Annotated in this window: 22 protein-coding genes and 1 pseudogene; 19 read left to right on the forward strand and 4 right to left on the reverse strand. The window is 65.6% G+C overall.

From position 1 onward, the window contains the following. Positions 1-372: 372 nt before the first annotated feature. On the reverse strand, positions 373-1,281 hold the full coding sequence (locus MZTS_RS03075) for a LysR family transcriptional regulator (RefSeq protein WP_192281433.1): 909 nt from the start codon (positions 1,279-1,281) through the stop codon (positions 373-375). Between the two features lie 117 nt (positions 1,282-1,398). On the opposite strand from MZTS_RS03075, the gene MZTS_RS03080 reads away from it, so the two are divergent. Next, entirely contained in the window at positions 1,399-2,037 is a 639-nt protein-coding gene (locus MZTS_RS03080; RefSeq protein WP_192281436.1) for an ester cyclase, read from the forward strand. A 6-nt stretch (positions 2,038-2,043) separates the two neighbouring features. On the opposite strand, the gene MZTS_RS03085 is transcribed toward MZTS_RS03080, so the two are convergent. Then, complete coding sequence (locus tag MZTS_RS03085) at positions 2,044-2,577, reverse strand: TetR/AcrR family transcriptional regulator (RefSeq protein ID WP_246481969.1); 534 nt, start codon at positions 2,575-2,577, stop codon at positions 2,044-2,046. Positions 2,578-2,725: 148 nt separating this feature from the next. Between MZTS_RS03085 and MZTS_RS03090 the strand changes: the two genes are divergently transcribed. The 17 genes and pseudogenes from MZTS_RS03090 (at position 2,726) to MZTS_RS03165 (ending at position 16,835) form a co-directional block, all read left to right on the forward strand. Further along, on the forward strand, positions 2,726-3,661 hold the full coding sequence (locus MZTS_RS03090) for an alpha/beta fold hydrolase (RefSeq protein ID WP_246481971.1): 936 nt from the start codon (positions 2,726-2,728) through the stop codon (positions 3,659-3,661). After that, positions 3,658-4,065: a VOC family protein gene (locus tag MZTS_RS03095; protein ID WP_009864801.1), complete on the forward strand. Its 408-nt coding sequence runs from the start codon at positions 3,658-3,660 to the stop codon at positions 4,063-4,065. The genes MZTS_RS03090 and MZTS_RS03095 overlap by 4 nt, the downstream gene beginning before the upstream one ends. Before the next feature lie 17 nt (positions 4,066-4,082). Beyond that, the gene (locus MZTS_RS03100) at positions 4,083-4,694 is read left to right on the forward strand and encodes a glutathione S-transferase family protein (protein WP_009864802.1); all 612 of its coding nucleotides are present in this window, start codon (positions 4,083-4,085) and stop codon (positions 4,692-4,694) included. Positions 4,695-4,732: 38 nt separating this feature from the next. Beyond that, positions 4,733-4,912 carry a hypothetical protein gene (locus MZTS_RS03105; RefSeq protein WP_343068691.1) on the forward strand — a complete coding sequence of 60 codons (180 nt, stop codon included), beginning with the start codon at positions 4,733-4,735 and terminating at the stop codon, positions 4,910-4,912. A 363-nt stretch (positions 4,913-5,275) separates the two neighbouring features. Beyond that, the gene (locus MZTS_RS03110) at positions 5,276-5,752 is read left to right on the forward strand and encodes an Hsp20 family protein (RefSeq protein WP_192281448.1); all 477 of its coding nucleotides are present in this window, start codon (positions 5,276-5,278) and stop codon (positions 5,750-5,752) included. Positions 5,753-5,848: 96 nt separating this feature from the next. After that, positions 5,849-6,358, forward strand: a complete 510-nt coding sequence (locus MZTS_RS03115) for an Hsp20/alpha crystallin family protein (RefSeq protein ID WP_192281451.1) — start codon at positions 5,849-5,851, stop codon at positions 6,356-6,358. A 75-nt stretch (positions 6,359-6,433) separates the two neighbouring features. Continuing rightward, the gene (locus tag MZTS_RS03120) at positions 6,434-7,192 is read left to right on the forward strand and encodes an NADH dehydrogenase ubiquinone Fe-S protein 4 (protein WP_192281454.1); all 759 of its coding nucleotides are present in this window, start codon (positions 6,434-6,436) and stop codon (positions 7,190-7,192) included. 9 nt (positions 7,193-7,201) lie between these two features. Beyond that, the gene (locus tag MZTS_RS03125) at positions 7,202-7,522 is read left to right on the forward strand and encodes a DNA-directed RNA polymerase subunit omega (RefSeq protein ID WP_192281457.1); all 321 of its coding nucleotides are present in this window, start codon (positions 7,202-7,204) and stop codon (positions 7,520-7,522) included. A gap of 33 nt (positions 7,523-7,555) precedes the next feature. After that, positions 7,556-7,921, forward strand: coding sequence for an SPW repeat protein (locus tag MZTS_RS03130; protein WP_192281460.1), 366 nt, complete (start codon positions 7,556-7,558; stop codon positions 7,919-7,921). A gap of 102 nt (positions 7,922-8,023) precedes the next feature. Then, complete coding sequence (locus tag MZTS_RS03135; RefSeq protein WP_192281462.1) at positions 8,024-9,406, forward strand: DegQ family serine endoprotease; 1,383 nt, start codon at positions 8,024-8,026, stop codon at positions 9,404-9,406. 15 nt (positions 9,407-9,421) lie between these two features. Continuing rightward, positions 9,422-11,278, forward strand: a complete 1,857-nt coding sequence (gene ftsH / locus MZTS_RS03140) for an ATP-dependent zinc metalloprotease FtsH (RefSeq protein ID WP_192281498.1) — start codon at positions 9,422-9,424, stop codon at positions 11,276-11,278. A gap of 303 nt (positions 11,279-11,581) precedes the next feature. Further along, positions 11,582-11,812: a helix-turn-helix transcriptional regulator gene (locus tag MZTS_RS25095; protein ID WP_246481970.1), complete on the forward strand. Its 231-nt coding sequence runs from the start codon at positions 11,582-11,584 to the stop codon at positions 11,810-11,812. A gap of 94 nt (positions 11,813-11,906) precedes the next feature. Beyond that, a pseudogene (locus MZTS_RS03145) lies at positions 11,907-12,080 on the forward strand (JAB domain-containing protein); the annotation flags it as partial. Between the two features lie 367 nt (positions 12,081-12,447). Next, positions 12,448-13,902, forward strand: coding sequence for a circularly permuted type 2 ATP-grasp protein (locus MZTS_RS03150; RefSeq protein WP_192281465.1), 1,455 nt, complete (start codon positions 12,448-12,450; stop codon positions 13,900-13,902). 107 nt (positions 13,903-14,009) lie between these two features. After that, the gene (locus MZTS_RS03155; protein ID WP_192281468.1) at positions 14,010-14,954 is read left to right on the forward strand and encodes an alpha-E domain-containing protein; all 945 of its coding nucleotides are present in this window, start codon (positions 14,010-14,012) and stop codon (positions 14,952-14,954) included. Positions 14,955-15,110: 156 nt separating this feature from the next. Beyond that, complete coding sequence (locus tag MZTS_RS03160; RefSeq protein WP_192281470.1) at positions 15,111-15,965, forward strand: transglutaminase family protein; 855 nt, start codon at positions 15,111-15,113, stop codon at positions 15,963-15,965. Between the two features lie 123 nt (positions 15,966-16,088). Beyond that, positions 16,089-16,835 carry a proteasome-type protease gene (locus MZTS_RS03165; RefSeq protein WP_192281472.1) on the forward strand — a complete coding sequence of 249 codons (747 nt, stop codon included), beginning with the start codon at positions 16,089-16,091 and terminating at the stop codon, positions 16,833-16,835. A 32-nt stretch (positions 16,836-16,867) separates the two neighbouring features. Here the strand turns inward: MZTS_RS03165 and MZTS_RS03170 are convergent, their stop codons facing one another. Continuing rightward, positions 16,868-17,581, reverse strand: coding sequence for an SIR2 family NAD-dependent protein deacylase (locus MZTS_RS03170; RefSeq protein ID WP_009865294.1), 714 nt, complete (start codon positions 17,579-17,581; stop codon positions 16,868-16,870). 7 nt (positions 17,582-17,588) lie between these two features. After that, positions 17,589-18,881 (reverse strand): hemolysin family protein, encoded by a 1,293-nt coding sequence (locus tag MZTS_RS03175; protein WP_343068692.1) that lies wholly within the window; start codon positions 18,879-18,881, stop codon positions 17,589-17,591. A gap of 274 nt (positions 18,882-19,155) precedes the next feature. On the opposite strand from MZTS_RS03175, the gene MZTS_RS03180 reads away from it, so the two are divergent. Next, the gene (locus tag MZTS_RS03180; protein WP_192281474.1) at positions 19,156-22,161 is read left to right on the forward strand and encodes a glycosyltransferase; all 3,006 of its coding nucleotides are present in this window, start codon (positions 19,156-19,158) and stop codon (positions 22,159-22,161) included. The last annotated feature ends 48 nt before the right edge of the window (positions 22,162-22,209 follow it).

Raw genomic sequence — 22,209 nt, forward strand, 5'->3', positions numbered from 1 at the left:
TGTAGGACGGGACCTCAGTGATATGCCGAGCGCGGGGAGGGTGCCGGCTGAGTTAGACCTCCCGCCTCGATACGCCGCCTTCAACACACCGTCGTCACCCAATCTCCCGCATAGCTCGTCTTCGCATAGCCGGAGCTTACCGAGTTGGTGACGTGCGGTGTGCCGCCGAACTCCTCAGCAAGCTGCGACCGCGGCTGTTGGCGATCATCGCTGCGACGTCCGAGCTGCCAAGGCGCATAGCGATGGCGTGCCGGAGACGGCCCACGTCGAGATGTCGATTGAGGCAGGTCGGATCTGGAGATCAACGATCATCGGAAGCCGAAGAGCGGCCAATGGAATTGCGTCCTGTCATGTACGACTGCACGATTTCGATTACGATCTCGCGGCCTGCGCATCGTATGACCGCAGAAACCTGATGAAAGCCGTCAATTGCGGTGGAGGGCTGCGGCGGCCAGGATAATAGAGCATGTAGCCCTCTTCCTCGGCCGTCCATTCCGGGAACAAGTCGACGAGCTGGCCGGCGGCGAGTCGCGCCTCGACCATGTCTCTGAGGACATAGGCAATGCCGAGCCCGCCTAGCGCGGCTTCAACCATGAGAACCATCCGGTCGAGCGTGAGCTGCCCAGGCACATCAAATTCAAGCTGATCGTCGCCGCGCGAGAACTCCCACATGTACCGGCGTCCGTCGGGTATCCGGATGCGGATGCAGCGGTGAGTCATGAGATCGGTCGGATGCTCGGGGCGGCCGCGTTGCTCGATGTAGGCGGGCGAGGCTACGGCGATCCAGCGGAGAGGCTTGCCGAACCGCACGCCGATCATGTCGCCCGGGACGGTCTTGCTCAGCCGGATGCCGGCATCGCATCCCCGTGCGACGACATCGATGAGGCGTTCTTCATGATGCAGCTCGAGCTCGACCAGCGGGTGACGCAGTTCGAACGCCGGGATGATCTCCGACAGTAGATAGAGCGCTGCTGATAAAGGCGCGTTGATTCGAAGGACTCCCCGAACGTGGTCGTCTCCGCGGATCGGTGCTGCAAGCGCCTCCCCCAGCCCGGAAACGAAAGGCTCGATCTTCGCCAGAAAGGCAGCACCTTCGGACGTTACGGCAACGCTTCTGGTCGTCCGATTGAAGAGGCGAAATCCAAGACCTTTCTCGAGCGACGTCATCGCGTGGCTGAGGGTCGAGGGTGCGAGATCGAGCCGTTTGGCCGCCTCGCGGAAGCTGCCGGTCTCGGCGATGCAGAGGGCGATGCGGAGATCTTTCAGGTCCGGTTCCGGCATAGGTGCTCTTCTTCGAACAGGCTGTGCGAGATTGTTGGTATTTTTCTTTCAATGCGACAAGTCCATGTTTGCGTGGCGGACCGATCGCGGGAGCCCGTCACTCAGAAGGAGCAGATCATGTCAGTCCGCAACGAGCCCAATCTAAGAGCAGATGATCCCACCCTGTCGCAGCGTGCGCGCGAGCTTATTCGGATCGGCGAGATCGGTATCGCCCGCGAGAATGCGGCCGAGATGAGCAAATTCTTCCACCCCGATTTCCGCTTCTACGGTCCCGACGGCGTCGCGTTGACGCGCGAAGAGCTTTGGGACTTCTTCGCGGCGTGCCGGGCGGCATTCGATGATTTTGCAGTCACACGGCAGCAGATCTTCGAAGATGGGCAATATCTCGGCGCTCGCACGACCTTTTCAGGCGTCTTCGTCAGGCCGTTCACGGCTTCGCCCATTGGAACGATCCAGCCCAGCGGCAAGCCGATGTTCTTCAACATCAACAACGTCTTCGGCTACGCACCCGACGGGGCTCTGATCGAGGAATGGGCGCAATACGACAGCCGCCTGTTTCTGGAGCGGCTCGGCGTCCGGCTTATTCCGGCCGGCGTAACCCTGTCCGGAGGCCTTTCCGAAGATGCAACGCGGCGGCCATCACCTCGAGCCGGCGAGCAATCTGCCGGCTTGAGCGAATGGTTAGGACGCGATGACGAGATCCGTGCTTCGCGGATGAGAACAGCGATGTCGCCGGGAGGTTCTTCTGAAGACTGATGCCCTTCACGTCCCCACAACCGGCTCCTTCTGAGCGACTGTTGAGAGTGCCAGTTCGACGATGGGGCGCAGTTCCTCCATCGTCGCTCCGTCCCTCGCCTGCATCGAAAGGCCTTGGAGGATCGTGACTAGGTAGCGCGCAAGCTCTTGGGCGTCCGCTGGCGACAACCAACGGAGAAGACTCGTCTCGATCGCCCGCCGGAAAGCCGCTCGGCGATCGGCAAGCGCTTGGGCCACCTCTCGATTGTCAGGATGGGACACGATCATCCCGTTCGAGATCAGACATGCCCTACCGTGCTTGGTGACGTTCTCCGCGGCCGTTTCCAACAAGCCGCGAGCCCACTCCCCCGGCGTCGCCGCGCTGGCCAGCCTCTCCAGATCGAGGCCTGCTTCACTGCGTTGATAGAGCGCCACCGCCTCCGCGAACAGGCCGGCCTTACTACCGAACGCATGATAGAGGCTCGGCGGCGCCACCCCGATCGCGGCCGTAAGGTCGGCGATCGAGACGCCCTCGTAGCCGCGAGCCCAGAACAGGTCCAACGCGGTCCGCACCGCAGCTTCACGTTCGAAGCTGGCCGGTCGACCGCCAGAGCTGCGCCTATCTTTTTTACTGGTCACTAAAAAATAGCCTTGCTGAATTCCTAGCCTAGCATATATAGCGACCACTAAACAACGCAAGGGCGTGGACATGCTTTCGAGACGAGAACTCCTGGCAGGCTCTCTGTCGGTTGCGGCGGCGATCGGCACGCTGATCCCGGGTAATGGCATCGCCGCTGGCACGGCGCAGCCGGTCGGCAAGCCAATCGCTGTCCGGACCAAGGATAACCTGACCCTGTCCGCCATGAGCTACGGTGCGGCGTCGGCTCTCCCCATCATCTTTGTCCACGGTCTCAGCCAGAGCCGACTCTCATGGGACCGGCAGATCGACGTAGATCTCGCACAATACCGCCTGATCACCTTCGATCTGCGGGGGCATGGCGATTCCGACAAGCCGACCGAGCCCGAAGCCTATGCCGATGGCGCTCGCTGGGCCGACGACCTCGCAGCCGTCATCGAGCAAACCGGTTCGCAACGTGTCGTGCTCGTCGGCTGGTCGTTCGGCGGCCTGGTGATCGGGCATTATTTACGGCGCTATGGCGCCGGCGCCGTCGCGGGCATCAACTTGGTCGACGCGGTGACCTCGTTCGATCCGCAGTTCCGGACCGAGGAGTCCGCCTATTGGGGGGTGCGACTTGCCTCGCCGGACCTCGAAGTACGCTCCGAAGCAATCGCACACTTTCTCTCACTGTGCTTCTCCACCTCCCCCTCCAAGTCCGAATTCGATCGCATGCTCGCCTACAACGGGATGGTTCCACGGGCCGTCCACCTAGGCTTGGGGAAAATCGAGGTGAACGGCCTAGACGAGGGCTACGCGCGCGTTCCCCGCATCCTGCTGACGCACGGTGCGCGCGACGCGCTCGTGCTGCCGGGCATGTCGCATCGCATGCTCGCCGTGAACCCTAGGTCGAACCTGTCGATCTACCCAGAGGCTGGACACTCACCCTTCTACGAGGACGCCGCGCGCTTCAACCGCGAACTGGCGGCCTTCTCGACTATCACCGCCAGCAGAAAGGCAACACCATGATCCTGAAAACCTACACTCGCATCTTCACGACAGACCTCGAAGGCACCGTGGCAACACTCAAGGCAGTGCACGGCACCGAGCCGCATTTCAGGCTCGACTTCGCCCCTTGGACGCTCGTCGGCATTGGCGACGTACTCGCGGTCGGCGGAACCGACGAGGAGTTGGAGCCGATCCGCGGCAGTCTCGGTCCCTGGATCGTGGAGGACATCGACGACGCGAAGAGAAAGCTCCTGGCGAACGGCGCATCCGTTGTGCGCGACATCGAGGACGTTCCGACCGGACGCATGATGTACATGAAGCACGCCGACGGCAGCGTGGTCGAATACGTCCAGTGGACGCCCGAACTCGCCGAAAAACACATCTTCGCACCGCTGCGGGCCGGTACGCCTGCGTCCCAGATCTGAACGGCCGGAGAGACGTCATGCTGCTGTACCAGTTCCGCAAGGGCACCAACCCGCGCCGCGTTATCATCTATTTGTCCGAGAAGGGCATCGACGTTCCGCGCTACGAACTCGACTATGAAAACAAGGAGCACCGCTCGGCCGAGTACCTTGCCCTGAATCCTGCCGGCAGGGCGCCTACGCTCGTCACAGACGACGGGCTGGCGATCACCGACTCGGCCGCCATTGTCGAATATCTCGAAGAGCTGCATCCCGATCATCCGATGATCGGCACCGATGCACGCTCGCGTGCCCGCGTCCGCTCACTCGAACGTCTAGCGGCCGATCTCGTTGGGCGTGGCCAGCTTTGGCTTTGGAACCGGACCAATGCCTTTCCTGGCAAGGAGCCGGCACCGTCACCTGAGGCTGCGGATCGGATATTCCGCTACGTCGCAGAGATACTGGGAGTGCTGGATAAGGAGATCGGCGAAAACCCGTTCCTCGCCGGCGCCACGCCCACCATCGCAGACTTTACCGCCTTCCCGATCTTCCAGACGGCGCGCGAGCGGTTCGACCTACCCTTCGGCGATGACCATCCGCGGCTGGAGAGCTGGTACCGGCGGTTTCGCTCTCGGCCGAGCGCGGACTACTGAGAGGGCACCTTATGCAACGCCGAAGTTCCGTAGACCGCGTGATTGTCTTCATCCTGGTGTTCGCCGCAGTCTACCCATTGGTCACCGTGCTGTCGTATCTGATGCAGGCTGTCACCCCGGCCTGGGGCCTGTGGCAACGCAATCTGGTCATCGTTCCAATGATCGTCACAGCGATGATGTTCGTCATCATCCCAGCCATTAATCGGCTTCGCCGCTAAAGCGGCTTGCCCGATAGGTGACCCGTCCAGGACCAAGGGGATGGCCCGTCCCATCAACAGCGCCGTCAATCGACCGGGACGCCAAGCCTGCCGCGATCGGGCTGGGTTTTAGACGGAATGGCGTACCCAGTTTCGGTTCGCCAAGGCGGGATCGCCGAGACCGGGAGGTGATCTTAGTGACCATCCCCAGTCCTCTATAGGCAAAAGGCCGTGCCAGTGCGACAGCGACCTCTTGAACAGCCAATCCACTAAACTAAATCATGAATTGCCGGCCGCCCATTTGGGGGCGGCATGTCGAGCGGATGCAATAGTATCCGGCGGCAGAACAACTTGTACCCATGTTGCTCAATGGAGGATGTGGCTATGAGAACCACTTTCGACTTTACTCCCCTGTTCCGGTCGAGCATCGGATTCGACCGAATGCTGAACGCGCTCGAAGCTGCGAGCCGCGTCGAGAGCATCGACAACTGGCCTCCTTATGACATCGCCAAGCTTGGCGAGGACGACTACCGCATCACCATGGCGGTGGCCGGCTTCTCTCAGGACGAGCTGACCATCACCCAGGAGCAGAACATGCTCATGGTGTCGGGTCAGAAGCCGGGCGAGGATAACAGCCAGTATCTGCATCGCGGCATTGCCTGGCGCGCTTTCCAGCGCCGCTTCGAACTGGCCGACCATGTCAAGGTCGCAGGCGCCAGCCTCGTCAATGGTCTGCTGACGATCGATCTCAAGCGCGAGATTCCCGAAGAGATGAAGCCGCGCCGGATCGAGATCACAGCCGGCAAGGCGCTGCCCAAGGTCGAGACAAGGCAGATCGAGGCCGAGAAGCTGGCGGCCTGACGCCGCTCCCTCAGCGCGATTCGCGCACGGCGCCGGGCACTCCCCGGCGCCGACGGGAAAGCATTGTCAATCGAACGAACAGAAAGGAGAAGAACAATGAGTGTCCGTGATTTGATCCCCTGGGGCCGCAGCAACGGCAATCAGGTTCCCAGTGTCTTGCGCGATGGCGATCGTGATCCGTTCCTCTCACTGCATCGCGAGGTGAATAGGCTGTTCGACGACGTCTTCCGCGGCTTCGGTTCGAACCTGCCTTCTCTCGTGGGAGCTTCCGCCTTCAGCGGCGGTTGGCCGAACGTGGAGATCTCCGACGGCGAGAAAGAAATCAAGGTGACCGCCGAAGTGCCCGGCCTGGAGGAGAAGGACATTGAAGTCCTGCTCGACGATGGGGTGCTGACGTTGAAGGGCGAGAAGCGCTCCGAAACGGAGGACAAGGACCGTCAATTCTCCGAGCGCTTCTATGGCCGCTTCGAGCGCCGCATCCCGCTCGGCTACGAGGTCAAGGACGACAAGGTCGACGCGCGGTTTAGGAACGGCGTGCTGACCGTGACCTTGCCCAAGAGCGAGAAGGCGCAGTCGCAGGTCAAGCGTATCGCCATCAAGAGCTGACGCATGGCAGGGGCCGGCGGCGGGCCATCTGGCCGCCGTCGGCCGCATCCTTCGCCAGAGAGGGAGGGATGAACGATGGAGACGACGAGAAAGATCAACGAGTCAACCAGAACACCAATTCCGCAGGGGTGGCCGTCGAACGATAACCGGCACAAGCCCCTTTCGATGGGGCGCTCGGTCTTCCCGGACGACGCGGTTGCGCGCATCTACAAGCCGTCCCGCGCGGTGACGACCTCCAGTATGGCCCGCACGAAGGGCTGGCGACTTGTGTTCGAACGGCGCACCGCGCCCTTCATCGAACCGCTTATGGGCTACATCGGCGGCGACGATACGCTGACCCAAATCGAGCTCAACTTCCCGACACTGCGGTCGGCCATCCGCTACGCCGAACGGCAGGGCCTCCCTTATGTCGTCCGGCAGCCGAGCAGGCAGAGCAGAAGCAGCCCCCGCGGGCGCGTCAGCGAGACGCCTGCGCGGAGCGGCGGCTCAACGCAGGCCTTCTCCGACGCCACGCTCGATCGGCTCGGGCTTTCAGACCTTCAGGACAGCTATGGATACGCCCTCGATGGCGCGGTGAACCGCAACGACCCGTCCGGCCCGGAAAACTGGTCAACCCCTATGGCCGTGGTGGGCGATCCGACGCTGACGCTGGATGCCAAGCGGTCGATCCTGATGAACTGGGCTTGGACCGAATACCTGATCGACCAAGCGACCAACGAAGGCATGCCTGAAAACAGCCGGCCATCGCGCCTCGACGAGGTCGAGCAGGCGCTGCTCGCGCTCGAAAGCGTGGCTGCCGACCGGGATGATTCAGGCGCACGCAGGGCGGCGTGAGGTGCAGCGATGGACCCGCATGTCGTCTTCGATTGCCAGAAGGTTCTGCCGAACAGGTTCGCTCTGACGCTTGCTGCTGCCGCCCGAAGCCGGGCGCTCGGTCGGGGTGCCGAGCCGCGGCTCGATCCGAATCATGCCAGCGTGAGCGACCTTGCGCTGCATGAGATCGCGGCGGGCATGTTCACGCGAAACGAACTTGCCCCGTTCCTGCCCGGAGAGGGCGGAAGGCCGTCTCTTCCGCCACCCGATCCCGATTCCCAGCTTGGCGGCGGCGGCCGCGAACGTGCCGCCGCCGCACCCGCCTCCCGCTCACGGGAGACGGTTCATTGATGACGCAAGGCAACTGACAAGGAGAAATGAACGATGCTGAAATCTCTGTCTTCCAATAACCGGATAGCGTTCGATGTCGTCAATATCGTCGCCGGTCTCGGTCTGCTGCTGTCGCCCTGGTATCTCGGCTACGCGAACGAAACCTATGCTGCATGGAATGCCTGGATCGTTGGCGCTGCCGTGGCGCTGATTGCGGTTGCCGCGCTCTCGGCGTTCCATCAGGTCGAGGAATGGGCCAACGCCGCGCTCGGCCTCTGGGCGGTGATCGCACCGTGGGTACTCGGCTTCTCGGCCGTGACGGCCGCGATGTGGGCCCATGTGATCGCCGGGCTTGTCGTCGCCGTCCTCGCAGCCGTCAGCCTCTGGTTCACGACAAACCGTCCCTTCTCGACAGCATAACGTCACAACTTGGCCCGGCTTCCGGCCGGGCCATTTTGATGCCCTCCGTCTGACCTCAGGCGGAAAGGAGGAAATAACGTCTGGTCAAAACGGAGATCGCTTATGTTCAGGAACATTACAGCCCTGCGTCCAGCCATAATCACGTTCTGCGCAACCCTTGCCTTCGTGGGAGGATTGCCGCCCGTCGCAATCGGACAGACCGTTCCGGGCATTGCAGGAGAGCTTCCCACCCTTGCCCCCGTGCTCGAACGGGTGACGCCGGCGGTCGTCAACATCTCGGTCGTCTCGGAAACGCCCGCGACGTCCAATCCACTCTACAATGATCCGTACTTCCGGCGGTTCTTCGATCTTCCCGAAGCGCCGCCAGCGCGGCAGCGCATGAGCGCCGGTTCCGGCGTGATCGTCGACGCGGCCAAAGGCCATGTGCTCACCAACCATCATGTGGTTGCCAACGCCCGCGAGATCACGGTCACGCTGAAGGACGGACGCCGCCTGCGCGCCGAGCTTGTCGGCTCGGATCAGGCGACGGACATCGCGCTCCTCAAGGTCGAGAGCAGCAATCTCGTCGCGCTTGAGGTCGGCGATTCCGACCGTCTCAAGGTCGGCGACTATGTGGTCGCCATCGGCAATCCCTTCGGCCTCGGGCAGACGGTCACCTCCGGCATCGTCAGCGCGCTCGGCCGCAGCGGCATCAGCAATGAGGGCTACGAGGACTTCATCCAGACCGACGCCTCGATCAATCCGGGCAACTCCGGCGGCGCGCTGGTGACACTGGACGGCAGACTGGTCGGCATCAACACGGCGATCCTCAGCCCGGCAGGCGGCAACATCGGCATCGGCTTCGCGGTGCCCAGTAGCATGGCGGTTTCCGTCATGAACCAGTTGATTGAGCATGGTGAGATCCGGCGTGGCAAGCTGGGCGTCGGCATCCAGGACCTCACGCCCGACCTTGCGGAGGCGCTCAAGCTCGGGGAGCTTCGCGGAGCGGTAATAGCCAATATCGAACCTGGCTCGCCGGCGGAACGAGCCGGACTGCAAGTTGGTGACGTGGTCACCACCGTCGATGGGCGTCCCGTTCACGGCGCCACGGACCTCAGAAACCGCATTGGCCTGACACCTGCCGGCACCGCGATCCGCCTAGCGATCAAACGGGGTGATGCCGAGCAGACCGTGAGCGTTACGATCGCTGCGGAGACTGGCATATCCGCTGACCTATCCGGTACGCCGCTCGATGGGGCCCGGATGCGGAATGCTTCCCGGTCCGAGGCGCAGCAAGCTGGAGCCGATGGGATCGTGATCGAAAGCATCCTTCCCAGCAGTCCGGCAGCACGGGCCGGCCTTCGAGCAGGCGACGTGATCGTGGCGGTCAACCGATCGCCGGTCTCTTCCGTCGCGGAATTGCGCAGCGCCGTGGCCGGCCAGCGCACGATACTAGCGCTGGAACTGATCCGCGATGGCGGCAGATTTCTTCTGGTTGTGAGATAGCCGGGCGGGGTCATGATGGAAATGAACAAGAAAACGCAGTTCAACATCTGGTACTGGATCGCCGCCTTCTTCATCCTCATGGCCTTCCAGTACTTGTTCACGGCGGCCACGCAGGTGGCGCAGATCCCCTATAGCCAGTTCGAGACTTATCTCGGACAGGGTCGGATAGCGGAAGTGGCGGTATCGGACCGCTTCATCCAGGGAAGGTTCAAGGAGCCGGTGGAAGGCCGGCCAATGTTCATCACCACCCGCGTCGAGCCCGACTTCGCGCGACAACTCCAGGAGCGAGGCGTCGTGGTCACTGGACAGATCGAGAGCACTTTTCTGCGTGACCTGCTGTCATGGGTGGTGCCGGTCCTGCTGTTCATCGGCATCTGGATGTTCATGCTGCGGCGCGTGGGCGGTGGCATCGGCGGCGGGCTGATGCAGATCGGAAAGTCCAAAGCCAAGGTCTACGTCCAGTCCGACACCGGAGTGACCTTCGCGGATGTGGCAGGCGTCGACGAAGCCAAGTACGAACTCAAGGAGATCGTCGACTTCCTGAAAGACCCGCAGGGCTATGGCCGCCTCGGTGGGCGCATGCCGAAAGGCATCCTGCTAGTCGGCCCGCCCGGCACGGGCAAGACCCTGCTAGCGAGGGCCGTGGCGGGCGAGGCGGGCGTACCATTCTTTTCGATCTCCGGTTCCGAGTTCGTGGAGATGTTCGTCGGTGTCGGCGCCGCGCGCGTGCGCGACCTCTTCGAGCAGGCCCGCGCCAAGGCCCCGGCCATCATCTTCATCGACGAACTCGACGCGCTCGGCCGCGCCCGCGGCATCGGCCCGATGGCTGGCGGCCACGACGAGAAGGAGCAGACGCTCAACCAACTCCTCGTCGAGCTGGACGGATTCGATTCCTCGACCGGTCTCGTGCTGCTTGCCGCCACCAACCGCCCGGAAATCCTCGACCCGGCGCTGCTGCGCGCTGGCCGCTTCGACCGGCAGGTGCTGGTCGACCGGCCTGACAAGGCTGGCCGCGTGCAGATCCTGAACGTGCATCTCAAGAAGGCTAGGCTCGCCCTGGATGTCGAGCCGGAGAAGATCGCGGCGCTCACCCCCGGCTTCACCGGCGCCGACCTCGCCAATCTGGTCAACGAGGCGACGCTGCTTGCGACCCGCCGCAAGGCCGACGCCGTGACGATGGACGACTTCAACAATGCGGTGGAGCGCATCGTCGCCGGCCTTGAAAAGCGCAACCGGCTGCTCAATCCGAAAGAGCGCGAGATCGTCGCCTATCACGAGATGGGGCATGCCCTGGTGGCGATGGCGCTGCCGGGCGTCGATCCGGTCCACAAGGTCTCGATCATCCCGCGCGGCATCGGCGCGCTGGGCTACACCATCCAGCGGCCGACCGAGGACCGCTTCCTGATGACGCTCGAAGAATTGCAGGACAAGATGGCCGTGCTCCTCGGCGGCCGCGCGGCGGAAAAGATCGTGTTCGGCCACCTCTCCACCGGCGCCGCGGATGACCTCGCCAAGGTCACCGACATCGCCCGTGCCATCGTCACGCGCTACGGCATGTCGGAGAAGCTCGGCCATATTGCGCTGGAGAAGGACCGGCGCTCATTCCTCGCCACCGACCAGCCATATTATGGCCCGCAGGAACGCACCTATTCGGACGAGACGGCCGCCGCCGTCGACAACGAAGTACGCCGGATAGTCGACGAGACCTTCGAGCGAACCCTCGGCCTGCTGACCGAACGCCAGGATCTGCTGGAGCGGACCGCCCGCCGTCTCTTGGAGAAAGAGACGCTGAACGAGACGGAAATTCGACAGCTTGTCGATGAGAAGGAAGGTTTCGCCACCCGGACTGGAAGTGTCGCGACGGGAATCTAATCCTGTTCAATCATGGAAGAGACTGAATGGGCCAAGTGGGATTCTGGCCAAAGACCCTACCTCGCGTAGAATCCCACTCTCAGGTCAGCAGGTTATGGACCATCGTCAAACCCGCCTATGTGGCGCCGCCTGTATCCGGCATCCCGATGCGCGAGCGTGGGGGCTTTTCTCGCTACAAGCTCAATGCAACCTCTTGCGTGCAGTAGCGTGAGACATCGCGTTTGAGCGATCCCGAGAGTGCTCCGGCGTGCGGGACGCCTCGATGAGAACCGCCTCACGCACAACGAGCCGCAGGAGGCGAATATGACAGACAGCAGGTTTCTGACGCCGGAGGAAGTGGTGGACCGCTATCGCGGCGGTGTTTCGCTTGGCACCCTACGAAACTGGCGAACGAAGCGTATTGGCCCCTCGTTCATCAAGATCGGAAAGGCCGTCCTCTATCCGGTGGAGGAGCTTGAGGATTTGGACAAAAGAAATAGAGTGCCTTGCAGTGCCTCTGAGCGACTCATTGAGTCTGCGCGTGATCGAGCGTGATGATCACACTGAATCACGTTGGACCGCCCCCAGTTAGCGGCTCCACCTACGCCCAAGAGGCAAACTTTACAAGCGATATCAATAGGTTATGGGAGCCTTTAGGGTGGCCCACAACCACCCGTCCGGCGATCCGACGCCGTCGCAGGCCGACATCCGCATGACGCGGGACATCGTCTCGGTGCTCGATCCGCTCGGCGTCGTGGTGCACGACCACGTCATCCTCGGCCGCGACGGGCATGCGAGCCTGAAGGCGCTCAAGCTGATCTGATCCGTCCCCGCTCGATCCAAGCGGTCACCGGATCGGCAAGCCCGCGCGGCGCTTGAGCGACGTCGGCCTCCGCCATCCCGGAGGGATGGCCGGATGGCGTATGGGGCCGAGCCGCGTCCCGTCGCGATCCGGCAACGCGACGTTGCGGGAGGGATGGGCCCGCGGTCGAGCTCCGCTACATCCATGGCAAAGTGTTGGGAAAACCCGTCGACGCGGGGGTTGCCGCCAGCCACGGTCCGGCGGACGGCTTGCCACGGCAGGTTGAGGGCATGCAGGACGGAGGGGCCGCGGCGAACTCCCGGGTGGCCTGCCTCTTGCTCCGGTCGGACGAGACATGTCGGACGAGACATCAGGGGGAATCGCGCGGATGGCGCACACGGCGTTCGATGAGATGAATGGCGGAGGGCAGGGTCATCCCGCCTCGGCCCCGTCCGATCCGGCCAGCGTGCGGGAGGCCTATGACATCCTCAAGGCCTGGCTCGACAAGACGCCGCCGGAGCATTTCAACACGCGCCGCAGCCAGGCCGAGATGCTGTTCCGGCGCATCGGCATCACCTTCGCGGTCTATGGCGCGAACGAATCGACCGAGCGCCTGATCCCGTTCGACATCATCCCGCGGGTGCTGACCAAGCCGGAATGGGATTTCCTGGAGCGCGGCCTCAAGCAGCGCGTCACCGCCCTCAACGCCTTCATCAACGACGTCTACGGCGCCGAGGAATGCATCAAGGCCGGGATCATCCCGCCCGACCTCGTCTACCGCAATCCGCATTACCGCATGGAGATGCGGGCCTTCGACGTGCCGCACGACCTCTACGTCCATATCGCCGGCATCGACATCGTCCGCACCGGCGAGAACGACTTCTTCGTGCTGGAGGACAATGCCCGCACCCCCTCCGGCGTCTCCTACATGCTGGAGAACCGTGAGGTGATGATGCGGCTCTTCCCCGAGCTGTTCTCCCGCCACCGCGTCGCCCCGGTCGAGAACTACCCCGATGCCCTGCTCGCGACCCTGCGCAGCCTCGCGCCCACCTCCGCGACTCGCGATCCGACCGTGGTTCTGCTCACCCCCGGCCGCTATAATTCCGCGTTCTACGAGCACTCGTTCCTGGCCGATAAACTCGGCGTGGAGCTGGTGGAGGCGAGCGATCTCTTCACCAAGGACGAGATCGTCTACATGCGCACGACCGAGGGGCCGCGCCGCGTCGACGTGATCTACCGCCGCCTCGACGACGATTTCCTGGATCCTCTCGTCTTCCGCCCGGACTCGGTCCTGGGCGTGCCCGGCCTGATGAATGCCTACGAGCGCGGGAACGTCACGCTGTCCAACGCGGTCGGAACAGGCATTTCCGACGACAAGGCCGTCTACAGCTACATGCCGGAGATCGTGAAATTCTTCACCGGCGAGGAGCCGATCCTGCACAACGTGCCGACCCATCGCTGCCGGGAGAAGGAGGCCTTCTCCTACGTGATGGACAACCTGAAGGACCTCGTGGTGAAGGAGGTCAACGGTTCGGGCGGCTACGGCATGCTGGTGGGGCCGCACGCGACGCGCCGCGAGATCGACGAGTTCGCCAAGAAGCTGCGCCACGCACCCGACAACTTCATCGCCCAGCCGACGCTCTCGCTCTCCACCTGTCCGACCTTCGTCGCCTCCGGTGTCGCGCCGCGCCACGTCGACCTGCGCCCGTTCGTGCTGGCCGGCGCCGACGAGATCCGCATCGTGCCGGGCGGCCTGACTCGCGTTGCCCTGAAAGAGGGCTCGCTCGTGGTCAATTCCAGCCAAGGTGGCGGCACCAAAGACACCTGGGTGCTCGATGCTTGAGCATTTCGCCTTATCGATTTGCACTCTTGAGGTGAGCCGGAGGGTGGCGGTGCCGAGATATCGCGCAACTGCCGCCCCGGTCGTCATCGCGCTTGCGAGCTGAGCCCATGCTGTCCCGGACTGCCGACAATCTCTACTGGCTCTCGCGCTACGCAGAGCGGGCGGATTTCCTCGCCCGCATCCTCGACGCGGCCCTGCGCCTTGCCGCCCTGCCGTCGAGCTATGGCGGCCGCACCTCGAACGAATGGGCCTCCGCGCTGTCCTCGGCGGGCGATCCCGAGCTGTTCAAGACCCTCTACGACACCGCCAACGAGCACACGGTCTGCAACTTCCTGGCCTTCTCGCCCCACAATCCGTCCTCGATCCGCTCCTGCATCGCCACGGCGCGGGAGAATGCCCGCTCGATCCGCACGGCGCTCACCACCGAGATGTGGGACACGATCAACGGCGCGTGGCTGGAGCTGCGCTCCTACGAAGGGCGGGATCTCAGCCGGGACGAATTCACTCAGTTCCTGGACTGGGTGAAGCGGGTCTCGCTCACCTTCGACGGCTCGGCCTACCGGACGATGCTGCGTAACGACGCCTATTGGTTCACCCGGGCCGGCACGGCCATCGAGCGGGCGGACAACACCGCCCGCATCCTCGACGTGAAGTACCAGATCCTGCTGCCGGCTTCGGAGCGGGTCGGCGGCAGCCTCGATTACTTCCAGTGGACCACGATCCTGCGCGAGGTCTCGGCCTTCAACGCCTATCACTGGGTCTATCGCGAGAGCATCAAGCCGCTGCTGGTGGCCGACCTGCTGATCCTCAACACCGAGATGCCGCGCTCCCTGGCGAGCTGCTACCGAATGCTGGTCGAGCATCTCGACCTGATCGCCGACGCCTATGGCCGCCGGGGCGAGAGCCAGCGGCTCGCGAGCAACATGCGGGCGAAGCTCGCCGGTGCCGATATCGACCGGATCTTCACCTCCGGGCTCCACGAGTTCATCCAGGGTTTCATCACCGAGAATAACGGGCTCGGCGCGGCGATCAGCGAGCAGTATCTGGTGTGACGGGCGGGGCCGGCTCCGGCCGGCCCAGATCTCCGGCGCGACGACGCCGTCTCGCTTGGAAAAGTCCGCCGTGCCAACGCTTTGGGCATCGCTCCCGATTTTCAAACCGGCGCCGGTGCCCTAGCTTGGCCCGACTCGTCCCGGCAGGATCAAGGCATGCGCATCCGGATCGTCCACGATACGGTCTACACCTATGAACAGCCGGCCCGCGGCCTGATCCAGATCCTGCGGCTGACACCCCGCGACCATGACGGGCAGCATGTGCGCGAGTGGCGGATCGAGCCCTCCGTCAACGGCCGGCTCACCGCCCGCGAGGACGGATTCGGCAACCTCGTCCACTGGTTCACCGCCGACGATCCCACCGATGCGCTCACCGTGCGGGTGACCGGCGAGATCGAGACCTTCGAGACGAGCGGCATCGTCCGCGGGGCGGTCGAGCGCCTGCCCGACCTGTTCTACCTGCGCGATACGCCGCTGACCGAGGCGAGCCCTGAGCTCAAGCTGCTCGCGGATCGGATCGCGGGGGCGGGAGAGCGCGACACCCTGTCGGTGCTGCACCGCCTCGTCGCCGCCGTGCACGAGGCCGTGGCCTTCGAGCCGGGCCCGAGCAGCGCCAGCACCAGTGCCGCGCAATCCTTCGAGGCGGGCAAGGGCGTCTGCCAGGATCTCACCCATATCTTCCTCGCCGCCGCCCGGCACCTGCAGATCCCCTCCCGCTACGTCTCCGGCTATTTCCGCCGCGACGACGGAGGCGACGACCAGAAGGCCGGACATGCCTGGGCGGAGGCGCTGGTGCCGGATCTCGGCTGGGTCGGGTTCGATCCGGCCTACGGTTTCTCCGCGACCGAGGCGCATGTCCGCGTCGCGGTCGGCCTCGATTATCTCGGCGCGGCGCCGATCCGCGGCAGCCGCATGGGCGGCGGCATTGAGACCCTCGACGTCGCCCTGCGGGTCGAGCAAGTGCAGTCCCAAGCCCAGGCGCGCGGGCAGCAGAGCCAGTCGCAGGGCTGATCGTTCGGGTGCCGAAGGGCGGTCCCGATTCAAAAAAGTTGTCTTGCCGCGTCCGGCCGGCCCATGCGATGCGGGCCGTCCGATCCTGCCCGGCGCTCGGGCCTTCCTGAGGCGGATACCGCCATGACCTACTGCGTCGGAGTGCTCGTCGAGGACGGGCTGGTGATGATCGCCGACACCCGCACCAATGCGGGGCTCGACAACATCTCGACCTACCGCAAGCTGCACATGTTCAACGCGCCTGGCGAGCGCGTGATGATGCTGGCCTCGGCCGGCAACCTCTCGATGACGCAGTCGGTCCTGAGCATGCTCCGTGAGGGCGTGGACGATGTCGAGGGCGAGACGCCGCCTCGGCTCGAGGACGCGGCCTCCATGTTCAAGGCGGCCCAGCTCGTCGGCCGGGCGATCCGCCGGGTGCGCGAGATCGAGCAGGCCAATTTCGACGCGGCCAACCTGCGGATGGAGGTGTCGTTCCTGTTCGGCGGCCAGATCGGCAGCGAGCCGATGCGGCTGTTCATGATCTACTCGGCCGGCAACTTCATCGAGTGCAGCCGCGAGGCGCCCTTCCTTCAGATCGGCGAGCACAAATACGGCAAGCCGATCCTCGACCGGGCGGTGACCTTCGAGACCGATCTCTACGACGCGCTGAAGGTCGGCCTCGTCTCGATGGATTCGACCATGCGCTCCAATCTCGGCGTCGGCCTGCCGATCGACATCGCCGTGGTCCGCCGGGGCGCCCTTGACCTCGAGGTGAACCACCGCATCGATGCCGGCGAGAGCTACTTCCACGATCTGCGCGAGCGCTGGTCGGCGGCCCTGCGGGCCGCCCACCGCGCCATTCCGCGGCCGCCCTACGGGCCGCAGGCCTAGCGGCCTGACGCTCGCCAGGGCGAGGAGAGCGGTCAGAGGCGGCCGCTCAGAACCTCGTCCACCAGCGCCGGCACCGTCTCGCTCGCCCGTCCCAGCCGGGTCGATTCGAACATCCCGGCATTGTCGGCCGCCTCCAGGGTGAGGGCCAGCGTCGGGATGCCGTAGGCGCGGGCCTGGGCCACGTAGCCCGCCGCCGGATAGACCGCGCCCGAGGTGCCGATCGCCACGAACAGGTCGGCCTCCGCCAGGGCCTCGTCGATGGCCTCCAGATGCTTCGGCATTTCGCCGAACCACACCACATCGGGCCGCATCCCGCCCCTCTGCCCGCAGGCCGGGCAGGCCGTCTCCACGGAGAGGTCGTCGTGCCAGACCGGCTCCGTGCCGCAGGCGACGCAGCGGGCTCTCAGGAGTTCGCCGTGCATATGCGTGACGGCGCGGCAGCCGGCCCGCTCGTGCAGGTCATCGATGTTCTGCGTGCAGAGGAACAGCCGGCCGCCGCGCGATGTCAGTTCCGTTTCGAGCCGCGCCAGGGCGGTGTGCGCCGGGTTGGGCGCGGCCCGCACCGCGTCGCGGCGGCGCTGGTTGTAGAAGGCGTGCACCAGCACCGGATCGGCGGCGAAGCCCTCAGGGGTGGCGAGGCGCATCGGATCGAACCGGGCCCAGGCCCCGTCGGTGTCGCGGAAGGTGCCGAGCCCGCTCTCGGCGGAGATCCCGGCGCCCGTGAGCACGAAGAGGGTCCTGGCCATGGGTCGCTCAGGCTTCCGCCAGACGGGTGGCGAGCACCTTGTCGATGCGCCGTCCGTCCATATCGATCACCTCGATCCGCCAGCCCTGGGTTTCGATGGCGTCGCCCTCCGTCGGAATCCGGCCGAGCTGGACGATCACGAAGCCGGCCAGCGTCGAGAAATCGTCCGAGCGCGGCCGTTCCGGCAGGCCGAGACGGTCGAAGGCATCCACGGCGGACATCATGCCGTCGATGAGCAGCGAGCCGTCCTCGCGCTCGGTCACCATCCGCTCCTCGCCGGGCTCGGGGATCTCCCCGGCCATCGCTTCGAGCAGATCGGTCTGGGTGACGATGCCTTCCAGGCTGCCGTACTCGTCGACGACGATGGCCATGCGCACCGGCTTGGTCTGGAACAGCTCCAGCACCTTCAGGATCGCCAGACCCTCATGCACGACGATGGGCTCGCGGGTGGCGGCCTTCACGTCGAGGGTCTTCCCGTCGAGGAACTGGTCGAGCAGATCCTGCTTGCGCAGCACGCCGACCACGTCGTCGATCTGCGCCCGGCTCACCACGATCTGCTCGTGGCGGCAGGCCCGCACCGCCTCGATGATCTCCTCCTGGGTATCGTCGAGATCGACCCAATCCACCTCGTTGCGCGGTGTCATGATCTCGCGGATGCGCCGCTCGCCGATGGCGAGGATGCGCGCCACCGCATCCTCCTGCGCCTCGTGCAGCAGGCCCGCCTCGTGGCTCGCGGTGACGAGCAGGCTCAGCTCCTTCGGTGAGGGCAGGTGCCCCTCGCCCTCGCCGGGCCGGAGCCCGATCAGCCGCAGCACGCCGTTGCCGAGGCCGTTGAGGAAGTGAATCGCCGGGCCGAAGATCAGGAGGAACAGCGTGAGCGGGCGCACGATCACCAGCGCGGTGCGCTCGCTGCGCTGGAGCGCCAGACTCTTCGGCGCCAGTTCGCCGAGCACGATGTGCAGCGTGGTGATGACGGCGAAGGCCGCCGCCACCGCCAGGGTATGCGCGGTGATGCCGGCGGCGAGCTCGGGCAGCCAGCCGAAAAGCGGTTCGATCAGGTGCGCGAGCGCCGGCTCGCCCACCCAGCCGAGGGCCAGCGAGGAGAGGGTGATGCCGAGCTGCGTCGCGGCGAGGTGCGCATCGAGCCGGTCGGTGGCGCGCTGGAGCGCCTTGGCGTTGAGCCGGCCCTCGTTGACCAGTTCGGCGATGCGGCTGCGCCGCACCGCGACGAGGGAGAATTCCGCCGCAACGAAGAAGCCGTTGGCGAAGACGAGGGCGACGACCGCGACGAGGCCGAGCACCGATGACCAGAGACCGTCCGAAATCGTGCCCTCCCAGGGCCAAGCCGCACCGAATGACCGCGCGCGACGGCGGCGAAGATGCTTAAGGCCGAACCCGGTCACGGGGGAAGGGGTTCGGCCGCAATCTCGCTTGGGCTATGAAGGGGTGTCGCCCCGGCTGCGCCACACTTCCGCTCCATGCCGTCCGCCGGGCCGATGGCCTCGGAAGGCGGCGGGTTTCCCCCGCCTCCGGCGGGCCGTCGGCCCCGTATCTGCGTTTTCGAAGGATGTGGCCGTGATCAAGCTGCCGAGGCTGTTTCGGCCCAAGCGCCGCGATGCCGCGACGGCTGCTCCCTTCTTCGATGCCGCCTTCTACCTCTCCGCCTATCCCGACGTGGCCGCCGGCGGCGGCGACCCGTTGCTGCATTATCTCGATCACGGCTGGCTGGAGGGCCGCGACCCCTCGGCCGTGTTCTCGACCCTGTATTACATCGACCGTCACCTCGCCGACCGGGCGCCGGCCAACCCGCTCCTGCACTACGCCGGGCTGACCCCGGCGGAGCGGCTGCGGGTCGCGACCCAGCCCGGTGCCGATTTTCCGGCGCTGCAGGCCGAGGTCGCGGCGCCGTTCTTCGACGCGCCATACTATGCCCGCCGGGCCGGGCTCGGCAGCGGGGAGGATCCGCTCGCCCATTACCTGACCAAGGGCTGGCGGCGGGGGCTCGACCCGAACGACGCCTTCGCCGGGGACACCTATCTGCAGCGCCACGCCCATATGCGGCGCCTCGGCGTCAGCCCGCTCTACCACTTCGCCGCGACCCGTCGTCTCCAGGGCGCCGAGGCCGCGACGGCACCGGCGCGGCGGGCGAAGCCGCCGGTCGTCGCCCTGCCGGCCGATCCGGCGGAAGCCACCGACGCGCAGATCTACGAGGCGGTCGCGGCCGAGTTCGACCGCGAGCATTACCTCGAGACCAACGCCGATATCCGCCGCTCCGGGATCGATCCGGTCCGCCACTTCCTCGATTTCGGTGCCCGCGAGGACCGCGACCCGAGCCCCTCCTTCTCGGTGCGCTACTACCGCAAGCAGTACCGGCGGGAGATCGGGGCGGGGATCAACCCGTTCGTCCATTACCTCGCGGTCGGCCGGGCCCTCGGCTTCCGGCCGACGCCGTTCGGCCTCGGCACATGGCCGGCCCAGGTGGCGCCGACACCCGCCGAATGGGCACAGGCGCGTCCCGCCGCCGACCTCGCGGCGGCGCGGGTCGTCCTGATCATGCCGGTCTACAAGGGGTATGACGACACCCTGCGGGCGATCCACTCGGTGCTGAGCGCGCCCCAGGCGACGGCCTTCGCCCTCCTCGTCATCGACGATTGCAGCCCCGATCCGCGTTTGAGCGCGGCCCTGACCGACCTCGCCGCCCAGGGCCTGTTCGCCCACGCCCTCAACGACGAGAATCTCGGCTTCGTGCGAACCTGCAACCGCGGCCTGGAGGTGGCGGCGGGCAAGGATGTGGTGCTGCTCAACGCCGACATCGTCGTCTACGGCGACTGGCTCGACCGCCTGCTCTGGCACGCGGATCACGATGCCAGGGTCGCGACGGTGACGCCGTTCTCCAACAACGCCACGATCTGCAGCTATCCGCGGCCGAACGTCGACAACCAAGCCCAGCTCGAAGTCACGCCGGGTGAGATCGACGCCTATACCCGCCTCTGCAACGCCCGCGGCAGTTCACCCGTCCCGACCGGGGTCGGCTTCTGCATGTATATGCGGCGGGCCGTGATCGACGCGGTCGGCCCCCTGGATGCCGAGACCTTCGGGCGCGGCTACGGCGAGGAGAACGATTTCTGCATGCGCGCCCTCAAGGCGGGCTTCACCAACCTGCTGGCCCACGACGTGTTCGTGTTCCATTCCGGCAGCGTCTCCTTCGGCACGCTGCTAGCGACCAAGGGCGCGGACATCTTCCGCACGATCCTGACCAAGCATCCCGACTACCAGCGCCGGGTCCACACCCATATCGAGGTCGATCCCGCCCGCTTCGCCCGCCGCCGCCTCGACCTGTACCGCTTCGCCAAGCGCGCGCAGGCGGCCGGGCGCAGAATCGCCCTGATCGTGACCCACGATTTTGGCGGCGGCGTCGAGACCCATATCGAGACCCTGAGCGCCCGGCTCGCCGAGGCGGGTCTTGCCGCCGTCTACCTGCGCACCGAGGAGCCCGGCGGGGTCAAGTTCGGCCTGCCGGGATCGACCGGCATCGACTTTCCCGTCTCGATCCTCGACCCGCTCTCCCTCGACCGGGACGCCGCGCTGCTGGCCGAACTGATCGGCTGGCTCGACCCGGCGCTGGTGCATGTCCATTCGCTTGCCGGGCTCGACGCTGCCTCCACCCGGATCGCCATGCGGCTGATCGGGAGCCTGAAGGCGGGTTACGACGTGACCCTGCACGATTACGCGCCGGTCTGTCACCGCAACAACCTCGTCCGGCCGGAGGGGGTCTATTGCGGGCTGGCGGAGCCCCCGGTCTGCCGCGACTGCATCCGCCTCGACCGGGATGCGGAGGGGATCGCGCTGCCCGATCCCGAGGAGCGCCGCCGCCTCTGGGCCGAGTTCCTCGGTCGGGCCAGGACGGTCTTCGCCCCCTCGGCCGATCTCGCCGACCGCATCGGCCCGGCGCTGCGGTTCGACCGGATCGTGCTGCGCCCGCACGAGGAGACGCTGCCGGCCGTCGCGCTCGCCCCGCATCGGCGGAGAGGGGGGCCGCTGCGGGTCGCGGTGATCGGATCGATCGGCGCGCATAAGGGCTTCGACATCGTCCACAACCTCGCCCTCGATGCCGGGCTGAGGCAGTTGCCGATCGAATTCACCATCGTCGGCCATTCCGCCGAGCCGAGGGCCATGGAAGCCGCCGGCGTGCGCGAGACCGGCCTCTATACCAGCGACGCGGCAGCGCTGGCCGAGATCGCCCGGCTCGAACCCGATCTGGCGCTGCTGCCGTCGATCTGGCCGGAAACCTATTGCTACACCCTGTCCCTGGCGCTCGCGGCGGGCATTCCGGCGGTGGTATTCGATCTCGGGGCCCAGGCCGAGCGCCTGCGCGCGACCGGCGAGGGGTACCGTCTCGATCCGGCCCTGGCCGAGGATCCGCAACGGCTCAACGCGGCGCTGCTGGCGCTGCCGCTCGACGACCTCTGGGCCGCCCGGACCCCGTTCCGGCCTAAAGTCTATCCGCGCATCCTGGCCGACTATTACGGCCTGCCCGGTCCCGTATCGGGAGAGGCGCGGCGGGAGACGGCCCCGGCCTGATCCCCTCGGGGGCCGGCGATCCTGCCACATGTCATGGACGGGACTCGT

The sequence above is a fragment of the Methylorubrum zatmanii genome (assembly GCF_014845115.1).
Taxonomy (GTDB): domain Bacteria; phylum Pseudomonadota; class Alphaproteobacteria; order Rhizobiales; family Beijerinckiaceae; genus Methylobacterium; species Methylobacterium zatmanii.